Source organism: Comamonas sp. SCN 65-56 (assembly GCF_001724135.1).
In the GTDB taxonomy this organism is placed as follows: Bacteria; Pseudomonadota; Gammaproteobacteria; order Burkholderiales; family Burkholderiaceae_C; genus Comamonas_C.
This window is the reverse complement of record NZ_MEDS01000008.1, coordinates 299,956-308,987: the sequence shown is the minus strand read 5'-3', so window position 1 is coordinate 308,987 and position 9,032 is coordinate 299,956. Positions and strand designations below refer to the sequence as shown.

Genomic DNA, 9,032 nt, shown 5'->3' with positions numbered 1-9,032 from the left:
CCTGCACGTGATGCGCGCCGATTTCTTCGGCGTGCAGAAGGCCGATGTCATGCCCGTAGCGCGTGAAAAGTACAAGGGTGTGTTGGTGGGCAATATGGGCTACAGCGCTGATGAGGCAGAGGCGGCCATCGCCGCAGGCAAGCTTGACGCTGTGGCCTTTGGCACCGCCTTCCTGGCTAACCCGGACCTGCCCGCACGCATCAGGGCCAAGACACCGCTGAACGCCCCTGACTCCAACACGCTCTACGCAGGTGGCGCCAAGGGCTATACAGACTATCCGACACTGCAGGTCGCGTAAATCACCGCCCCAGAAGACCGAAGAAACGAGCCACTTTATACCCAAGGCTCTGCCCTTCGATCTTGCGAAGCTGTGAATCGATGGCGTCCCTAAAAGCAGCAGGTTGGGGTTCTTACGTGGGTCAGATTTGGATGGAAATTACCCGTGCGGGTGGGTCAGTTCTGGGTGGAAATCAACAACAGTGAGAAAAAACGATGCAAAAACAATAAAAAAACCCCGCAAATCAATGACTTGCAGGGTTATTTGAAACCTCACGATATCCCGCGAGGCAACAGTCCGAAGTTAGACGTTGAACAGGAAATTCATCACGTCGCCATCTTTGACGATGTATTCCTTGCCTTCTGCACGCATCTTGCCGGCTTCCTTGGCGCCGGCTTCGCCCTTGAACTGGAGGAAATCGTCAAAGGCGATGGTCTGGGCGCGGATGAAGCCGCGCTCGAAGTCGCCGTGGATCACGCCGGCCGCCTGGGGCGCGGTGTCGCCCTTGTGGATGGTCCAGGCGCGCACTTCCTTGACGCCGGCGGTGAAATAGGTCTGCAGACCGAGCAATTCGTATCCGGCGCGAATCAGGCGGTTCAGGCCGGGTTCGTGCAGGCCCATTTCTTCGAGGAACATCGTGCGATCTTCATCGCTCATTTCTGCCATTTCGGCTTCTATCTTGGCGCAAATGGCAACGACCGGAGCGTGTTGTGCCTTTGCATAGGCCGCAAGTTTGTCCAGCATCGGGTTGGCCTCGAAGCCGTCCTCGGCAACGTTGGCGATGAACATCGCGGGCTTGGCGGTGATCAGGCACAAGGGCTTGAGCAGCGGTGCATCCTCTTTGCTCACCGGCACGCTACGCGCGGGTTGGCCTTCGTTGAGCGCGGCTTGCAGTGGGGTCAGCAGGGCGACGAGCTTGGCCGCTTCCTTGTCGTTGCCGCTCTTGGCGGCTTTGCCGTAGCGGTTGAGTGCTTTCTCCACGGTGGCAAGGTCCGCCAGGCACAGCTCGGTCTGGATGACTTCAATATCGGCAATCGGATCGACCTTGCCCGCCACGTGGATGACGTTCGGGTCTTCAAAGCAGCGCACGACGTTGACGATGGCGTCGGTTTCGCGGATATGCGCGAGAAACTGGTTGCCCAGGCCTTCGCCCTTGCTCGCGCCCACCACCAGTCCGGCGATGTCAACGAATTCGACGATGGCGGGAACGATGCGATCGGGCTTCACGATCTCGGCCAGTTGTTTCAGGCGCGGATCTGGCACTTCCACAACGCCGGTATTGGGTTCGATGGTACAAAAAGGATAGTTCTCGGCGGCAATGCCAGCCTTGGTGAGGGCGTTGAACAGGGTGGACTTGCCGACGTTGGGCAGCCCCACGATGCCGCATTGGAGGCTCATGGCGGGTTTCTTTCAGATTCGGGGAATGCCCTGATTTTAGAGGGCTCGGGCTGCGCAGCCTGTCAGCCGCCGCGCTGACGAAAGGCCATGATGGCCTGGTTGCGCAGGGTGCGCAGCATGCCGAGCAGCGTTTCGTCCACTGCCAGTGCGCCCGGCAAGTCGTGGTCGGCGTAGATCAGTGCAAACGGCTTGCCCTTGAGCTGCAGCGGCAGCAGCAGGAAGGTCGGTGCGTTCAGCCCCTGGCGAAACCATGCCGGCAAGCGTTCATGCAGGCCGCCCTGTCGGGTGTCGGCAATCAGGGTGTCGGCGCCGCGCTGGCAGACGGTGGCAAACAGGTCGCCGTCATCGGCCAGCGGCACCCGCAGTGCGGCCAGATCGGCGTCCGTGCTTTCTCCCAGCCTGAGGCGCCCGCGCAACGTGTCGGTGCGCGGGTCGCGCAAGGCAAAGAGGATGCGCCGGGCGCCGAGGGCGCGCAGCATGGTTTCTAGGATCATGCGCAGCACGTCGTTGAGCCGGAAGTCGTCTTGGACTAGTGCATCGGCGATGTCCTGGATGCCCGCACCCAGCACCTGTGCCGCATGCTGCGTGACCAGGGTTGCGGCGGCAGGAGGCTCGCTGGTCGCAGGGGCGGCGGTTGGCGCGTGCAGTGCGTGGGCGGCGATCGGGTCGGGCGCAAGCGCCGTGTCCGGAGCAGGTGCTGGCGGCTTGAGCAGGCGTTCTGCGGCGCTGCCGGCGGTGACACGCAGCTCCAGCGCGCTGGCAATATCCACGAGCTGCTGGCGCGCCCGCTGCACCGCCTCGGCGAATCGTTCGGGGCTGATCTGCAGCGTGCGACGCCAGCTGTCCGCCAGTTGCTGCAGGCGTGCGGTGAGCTTGTCTGGTGCGGTCTGCAGCAGGGTTGCGGCCACCTCGTTGGCAGCGCGGCCAATCCAGCGCAACTGCTCGTCGCCCTGCTGGGGCGCGCGCAGGGGCGGCGCACCCAGGGGCGTGCGCATGCTGCGTTGCAAGCCATCGGGCAAACCCCAGGCGCGTGCCACGCCCACCCCCAGGTCTTCCAGCGTCAGCCCCAGCACCTGCATCGCGGCGGCGTCCTCGGTGGCGCCATTGGCCAGCAGCGCGCGCATCTGCGCCGCTTCCTCGGGGAAATAGTAGGAGCCCAGCATGCGCCCCAGGTTCTGGAACATGGCGCTGATGAAGGCAGATTCCGCGAGTGCCCGCCCGCCCAGCTCGGTGGCCAGCGCGCCGGCCATCATGGCGCGCAGAAACTCCTCGCGCATCTGCTCGGCCTGGGCACGGTCTTGCATGTGCTCCAGCAGCACCAGGCTCAGCGCCATGGTGCGCACGGCATTGAAGCCCACCAGCGTGACGGCGCGCGAGACGGTGCTCACGCCGCCGCGGCTGGCGTGGGCAAAAAGCGGGCTGTTCACCAGGCGCAGCAGCTTGTGGGTGAGTGCCACGTCCTTGAGGATTTCGCGCGTCAGGTCGCCCACGCTATCGTCTTCGGACATGGCCACGCGCTGGATTCGCATGACGGTGTCCGAGAGTGCGGGGAAGTCGCTTTTGCGCCGCATGCGCAGCAGCAAAAAATCCAGCGTCGGGCTGCCTGCCGACTCAAGCGCACGTGCTTCGGCGCTGCTGGTGTCAGGTGCGGACGCGGTGTCTGGCATGGCAGGCTGGTGGGCGTGGCGTGTCTGCAATGGTGCCACGTTTGCCGAGGCTTGCGGTGCGGCTTTCAGCCAAAGTTCCAGTCTGCTTGCACGCTGTCGCCGGTGCGCAGGCTGTGGCCAATGCCGGCGTGAATGATGGCGTTCATGCCGAAGGTGGGCTTGTTCTCCAGGCGCGGATCGGCGCGGTAACGGCTGAGGGTGGCCAGCACTTCGGGGCTGCGCTCGGCGGTTGTGGGGTTGATGTTCGGGATGGGGCAGCGCGCGCAGGGCTTGACGGGCTGCAGCCGCACCTGGCCGTCGCCGTTGGCGATCCGGATCTCGCTGAAGCGATCTTCGTCGTGCGCCTCGATGCCGGACAGCACGATATTCGGCCGCAGCCGTTCGATGCCTATCGCTGCGTGCCCCGCCTGCGTCAGGCGCTGGTTGAGTTCGGCCAGCGACGCCTCGCTGGTGACCAGCAGCGGGTAGCCATCGACGAATTGGTTGACCGCTTCCACGCCCTGGGTCCAGCTGAGGTCGGACAGGCGCCGTACCTCGGGATCAAAGCGCGCCAGCCGCAGCCCGGGCTGGCCGAGAAAATCGCTGAACCACTGCGCCGCCACGTCGCCCATGTCCCAGGCGTCCACGGTATCTTTCCAGACGCGCACCCGGGTGCGGCCTGCCGCCTGGTCCGTGGGCAGGTGCAGCGTCAGCATGCCGGGCGCGCGCAGCAGTACCTCCGTGCTTTTGATTTGGGGCTGCACCAGGGCCATGCGCGGCCATTCGCGCTGAGTCAGAAATACGCCTTCGGCGTCCACCACCATCCAGCTGCGATCCAGGTCAAGGCCGGTCTCGGCCAGCAGCGCCTCGTGCAGCTGTACGCCGGCGCAGGATTTGACGGGATAGACAAACAGGCGGGCGATGCGGATGCGCTGCGGTTCATCAAGGCTGGGCATGGCGTTGAAAGAGGGCAAAACGGGTCATTGTGCGCCTCCTACAATCCGCGGCATGGGTCAGGCCTTTGATATTTGCATCCGCGGCGCCGGTGTCGTCGGGCGCGCGGCGGCGCTGCTGCTGGCGCGCGCCGGGCTGCGTGTGGCGCTGGTGGCGCCGCCCGCATCCAGCGGGCAGGCGGATGTGCGTGCCTATGCGCTCAATGCCGCGTCGCGCAGCCTGCTGGAATCCGTGCGTGCCTGGCCCGAGGCGCAGCACGCCACCGCCGTGCAGCAGATGCAGATATGGTCCGATACGGGCGGGGCAGTCGCATTTGACGCGGTGGCCGAGCGCGTGCCGGCACTCGCCTGGGTGGTGGATGTGCCGGCGCTGGAGCAGCGGCTGCAGGACGCAATCGGCTTTCAACCATTGGTGGAGATGGTGGCGCAGCCGGTGCCTGCGCCGCTGACCATGGTGTGCGAAGGCCGCGCCAGCCGCACCCGCGCCGAATGGGGCGTGGAATTCGATCTTGTCCCCTATGCGCAGGATGCGATCGCCACCCGGCTGGACTGCGAACGCCCGCATGGCGCGGTGGCGCGCCAGTGGTTCGGTGCGGATGGCAGCATCCTCGCGTTTCTTCCCCTGGGAGGCGACGACGGGAACTCGGTGGCCGTGGTGTGGTCTGTTGCCCATGGGCAATCGCAACATTGGCTGCAGGCAGATGGGGTTGAGCTGGCTGGCGCGCTGCGCGAAGCCAGCCGCGGCGCGCTTGGAGCGCTTGCGGTGATCGCGCCGCGTGCTGCCTGGCTGCTGGTGCAGGCACGTGCCCGGCGCTGGTGCGGCACGGTTGCAGGGGCGCCGGGGCAAGCCTGGGTGCTCGCCGGGGACGCCGCGCATGCGGTGCATCCGCTGGCGGGCCAGGGGTTGAACCTGGGTCTTGCCGATGTCGCGGCCCTGGTGCGGGTGCTGAGCCAGCGCGAGGGCTGGCGTGCGCTGGCGGACCAGCGCCTGCTGCGCCGCTACGAGCGTGCGCGCAAGACCGAGGTGGCCACTGCCATGCTGGCCATGGACGGGCTGCAGCAGCTGTTCACGCGCGGCGATGCGGCCTTGCAGCCGCTGCGCAGGCACGGCATGAATGTGTTTGATCGCCTGGTACCTCTCAAGGGCTGGGTGAGCCGCCACGCCATGGGCGTGGCCTGATTTTTCCAACCGGGCCGCGGCCCAGCTGAACCACCATGAAACTTTCTCTCCGATTCCTTTCCCTGGCGTGTGCCGTCCTGCTGCTGGGCGCCCAGGCGGCCAACGCGCAGGATGCGCAGATTCGCAAGGCGCTGGCCGAGCGCATCCCCCAGCTGGCGCAGATCGACGAGGTCACAGCCACCCCGATGCAGGGGCTTTATGAGGTGCGCATCGGTACCGACCTGTACTACACCGACGCGGGCGGCAACTACCTTATCCAGGGTGAACTCATAGACACCAAGGCACGGCGCAACCTGACCGAGGACCGCGTCAACAAACTCACGGCGATCGATTTCAAGTCGCTGCCGTTCAACGATGCCTTCAAGGTGGTGCACGGCAAGGGCGAGCGCCAGATCGCCATCTTCGAAGACCCCAATTGCGGCTATTGCAAGCGCTTTGAAAAAGACATGCAGAAGGTGGACAACGTCACCATGCACGTCTTCCTCTACCCCATCCTGAGCCCCGATTCGGCAGAGAAGTCGCGCAACATCTGGTGCGCCAAGGACCGCGCTGTCGCATGGCAGGACCACATGCTCAAGGATGTGACGCCCGCCGCCGCCAGCTGTGACGTGAAGGCGCTGGAGCGCAACCTGCAGCTGGGACGCAAGCACAAGATCACCGGCACGCCTACGATCATCTTTGCCGATGGCTCGCGCGTACCGGGTGCGATTGCGGCGACCGAGGTGGAGCGCAGAATGAATGAGCTGGCAGTTGCCAAGAAGTGATCTCAATAATTTGTGAGCTGTCAACGCTTGCTGGATAAGCGCTAGAGCTTAGTTTGATGGTATTTTTGGCAAATGCCGGGGACAGGTGCTTTTTCTGTGCCTTCCTGGTGTCTGCCGGCCTCGGAGTGATTCCGGGGGCTTGATCCGGCCCAAGGCAACGGTTTGCCGGCACTGGTGTAATAGGGGCATGCCACCTGAATCCACACCAGCCATCCATTTCCGCGTCGAGTCTCCTGACCCGCGCAGCCACCGCTACCACCTCACGCTGACGATCGCCCGACCGGCGGCCCGCCAGACCGTCTCCTTGCCGGTCTGGATTCCGGGCAGCTACCTGGTGCGCGAGTTCGCACGCAACCTCATCCACCTGCGGGCAGAGCAGGGAGGCAAGGCAGTGGCGCTGCGACAGACCAGCAAATGTGCATGGCAAATCGCCTGCAAACGCGGTGAGGAGCTCGTGCTGCGCTATGAAATAGTGGCCAGTGATCGCTCCGTGCGCACGGCCTGGCTGGACGCAACGCGCGGTTTTTTCAATGCCACCAGTCTGTGCCTGCGTGTGCATGGTCAGGAGGACGTGCCGCACGTGTTGCAAGTGCTGCGCCCGCCGACCTGCCCCGACTGGCAACTGGCCACAGCGCTCATGCCGCTCAAGGCTGCGCGCCACGGCTTTGGCAGCTACCGCGCCGCGCATTACGACGAGCTGGCGGATTGCCCGGTGGAAATGGGGGCATTTCAAAATTTCAAATTCACCGCCTGCGGCGTGGTGCATCGCTTGGTCGTGAGTGGTGCTGCCGCATCATTCGACAGTGCCCGACTGCTGCGCGATGTACAGCGTATCTGCGAAGAGGCAATTCGCTTCTGGAGCCCGGAGCGCAAGGCGCCGTTTGAGCGCTATGTCTTTTTGCTCAATGTGGTCGATGGCGGCTATGGCGGGCTGGAGCACCGCACCAGCACCGCCCTCATCTGCGGCCGGCGCGACCTGCCGCGCCTGGGCGGGGTCAAAGCTCCCGAGGGTTACACCACCCTGCTGGGTCTGTTCAGCCACGAATATTTCCACGCCTGGAACGTCAAGCGCATGCGCCCCCAGGAGCTGGCGCGCTACGACTACACGCAGGAAAACTACACCGAACTGCTTTGGTTCTTCGAGGGGTTCACCAGCTATTACGACGATTTGCTGCTGCGCCGCGCGGGCCTGATAGCCCAGGACGCGTACCTCAAGCTGCTCACCAAAACCATCAACCAGGTGCTGCAGACGCCCGGCCGCCAGGTGCAGAGCGTGGCGCAGGCCAGCTTTGATGCCTGGATCCGCTATTACCGGCCCGATGAAAACACGCCCGGCACCACGGTGAGCTACTACACCAAGGGCGCGCTGGTGGCGTTGTGTCTGGATCTTGCGCTGCGCCGCTCGGGCCGCTGCACGCTGGACGACGTGATGCGGGCGCTGTGGCAGCACAGCAACGGCGGGCCTGTCAGCGAGCAGGACATCCGCCGCGTGCTGCGCCAGTGCTCGGGCCGCAGTTGGGACGCCGAGATCGACGCATGGGTGCATGGCACCGGCGAGCTGCCGGTAGCTGAGCTGCTGGCCGCCATTGGCGTGGAATGCAAGAGCGATACCGCGCAGATCGCCCAGCGCCTGGGCCTGCGCGTGACAGAGAGCGCCAGCGTGCAGATCAAGATCGTGCTGCCGGGAAGCGCGGCCGAGCGTGCCGGGATGATGGCGGGCGACGAGTGGCTGGGCGTGGAAGTGGCAGGCGAGGGCTGGCGCCTGACCAAGCTGGACGATCTGCCGCTCTACGCGGCGCCGGATGCGCACATGACGGCGCTGGTGGCGCGCGATGCACGCCTGTTGCGTTTGCCGCTGGTTCTGCCTGCAGCCGATGCAGGGGGCGAGAACCTGGTCCTCGGCGTGCGTGATCCCGCGGTGGCCGATGCCTGGCTGGGAAACCCCTGAACTGCCCGCTATATTCAACGGTTTGACTCACCCATTGCAGGAGCATCCCATGGTCTACGAATGCATCACCGTCCGCACCGAAGCGGAAAAAATCGGCGTCGTCACGCTCAACCGCCCCAAGCAGCTCAACGCACTCAACGACCAGCTGATGAACGAGCTGGGCGAGGCGCTGGCCGCGTTTGATGCGGACGAGAAGATCGGCTGCATGATCGTCACCGGCAGCGAGAAGGCGTTTGCCGCAGGCGCCGACATCGGCATGATGGCCAGCTACACCTTCGCCGACGTCTACAAGGGCGACTACATCACCCGCAACTGGGAGCGCATCCGCAGCGTGCGCAAGCCGGTGATCGCCGCAGTCAGCGGCTACGCGCTGGGCGGCGGCTGCGAACTGGCGATGATGTGCGACTTCATCATCGCCGCCGACAACGCCAGGTTCGGCCAGCCCGAGATCAAGCTTGGCGTGATCCCCGGTGCCGGCGGCACCCAGCGCCTGCCGCGCGCCGTCGGCAAGGCCAAGGCCATGGACCTGGCACTCACCGCTCGCATGATGGACGCCACCGAGGCCGAGCGCGCCGGGCTGGTCAGCCGCGTGGTGCCGCTGGACAAGCTCATGGAAGAAACCCTGGGCGCGGCCCTGACCATCGCCGGCTTCTCGCAGATCGCGGTGATGGCGGCCAAGGAATCGGTCAACCGCGCGTTCGAGAGCGGCCTCTCGGATGGCGTGATGTTCGAGCGCCGCCTGTTTCACGCGCTGTTCGCCACCCAGGACCAGAAGGAAGGCATGGACGCCTTCGTGAACAAGCGTGCAGCGCAATTCAGCAATCGCTGAAAAATATCAGTCAAATATGGCTCTAGCGCTTTGTGGG

7 protein-coding genes and 1 pseudogene are annotated in these 9,032 nt (G+C 64.9%); 5 read left to right on the top strand and 3 right to left on the bottom strand.

Translation table 11 applies throughout. The features are described 5' to 3' along the window. A pseudogene (locus ABS45_RS06710) lies at positions 1-298 on the top strand (alkene reductase); the annotation flags it as partial. 282 nt (positions 299-580) lie between these two features. Here the strand turns inward: ABS45_RS06710 and ychF are convergent. From ychF to ABS45_RS06695, 3 genes are all read right to left on the bottom strand, one after another. Continuing rightward, complete coding sequence (ychF, locus tag ABS45_RS06705; RefSeq protein WP_291554308.1) at positions 581-1,675, bottom strand: redox-regulated ATPase YchF; 1,095 nt, start codon at positions 1,673-1,675, stop codon at positions 581-583. A gap of 62 nt (positions 1,676-1,737) precedes the next feature. After that, complete coding sequence (locus ABS45_RS06700; protein ID WP_291554306.1) at positions 1,738-3,342, bottom strand: HDOD domain-containing protein; 1,605 nt, start codon at positions 3,340-3,342, stop codon at positions 1,738-1,740. 65 nt (positions 3,343-3,407) lie between these two features. Then, positions 3,408-4,277, bottom strand: a complete 870-nt coding sequence (locus ABS45_RS06695) for an MOSC N-terminal beta barrel domain-containing protein (RefSeq protein WP_291554304.1) — start codon at positions 4,275-4,277, stop codon at positions 3,408-3,410. A 52-nt stretch (positions 4,278-4,329) separates the two neighbouring features. Here ABS45_RS06695 and ABS45_RS06690 point away from each other — a divergent pair, with 52 nt between their 5' ends. The 4 genes from ABS45_RS06690 (at position 4,330) to ABS45_RS06675 (ending at position 8,995) form a co-directional block, all read left to right on the top strand. After that, a complete protein-coding gene (locus ABS45_RS06690; protein ID WP_291554302.1) occupies positions 4,330-5,454 on the top strand; it encodes an FAD-dependent monooxygenase in 1,125 nt (374 codons plus the stop codon). A gap of 35 nt (positions 5,455-5,489) precedes the next feature. Next, complete coding sequence (locus tag ABS45_RS06685) at positions 5,490-6,218, top strand: DsbC family protein (RefSeq protein ID WP_291554301.1); 729 nt, start codon at positions 5,490-5,492, stop codon at positions 6,216-6,218. Between the two features lie 187 nt (positions 6,219-6,405). Further along, entirely contained in the window at positions 6,406-8,166 is a 1,761-nt protein-coding gene (locus ABS45_RS06680; RefSeq protein ID WP_291554299.1) for a peptidase M61, read from the top strand. Between the two features lie 49 nt (positions 8,167-8,215). Beyond that, on the top strand, positions 8,216-8,995 hold the full coding sequence (locus tag ABS45_RS06675; protein WP_291554297.1) for an enoyl-CoA hydratase: 780 nt from the start codon (positions 8,216-8,218) through the stop codon (positions 8,993-8,995). The last annotated feature ends 37 nt before the right edge of the window (positions 8,996-9,032 follow it).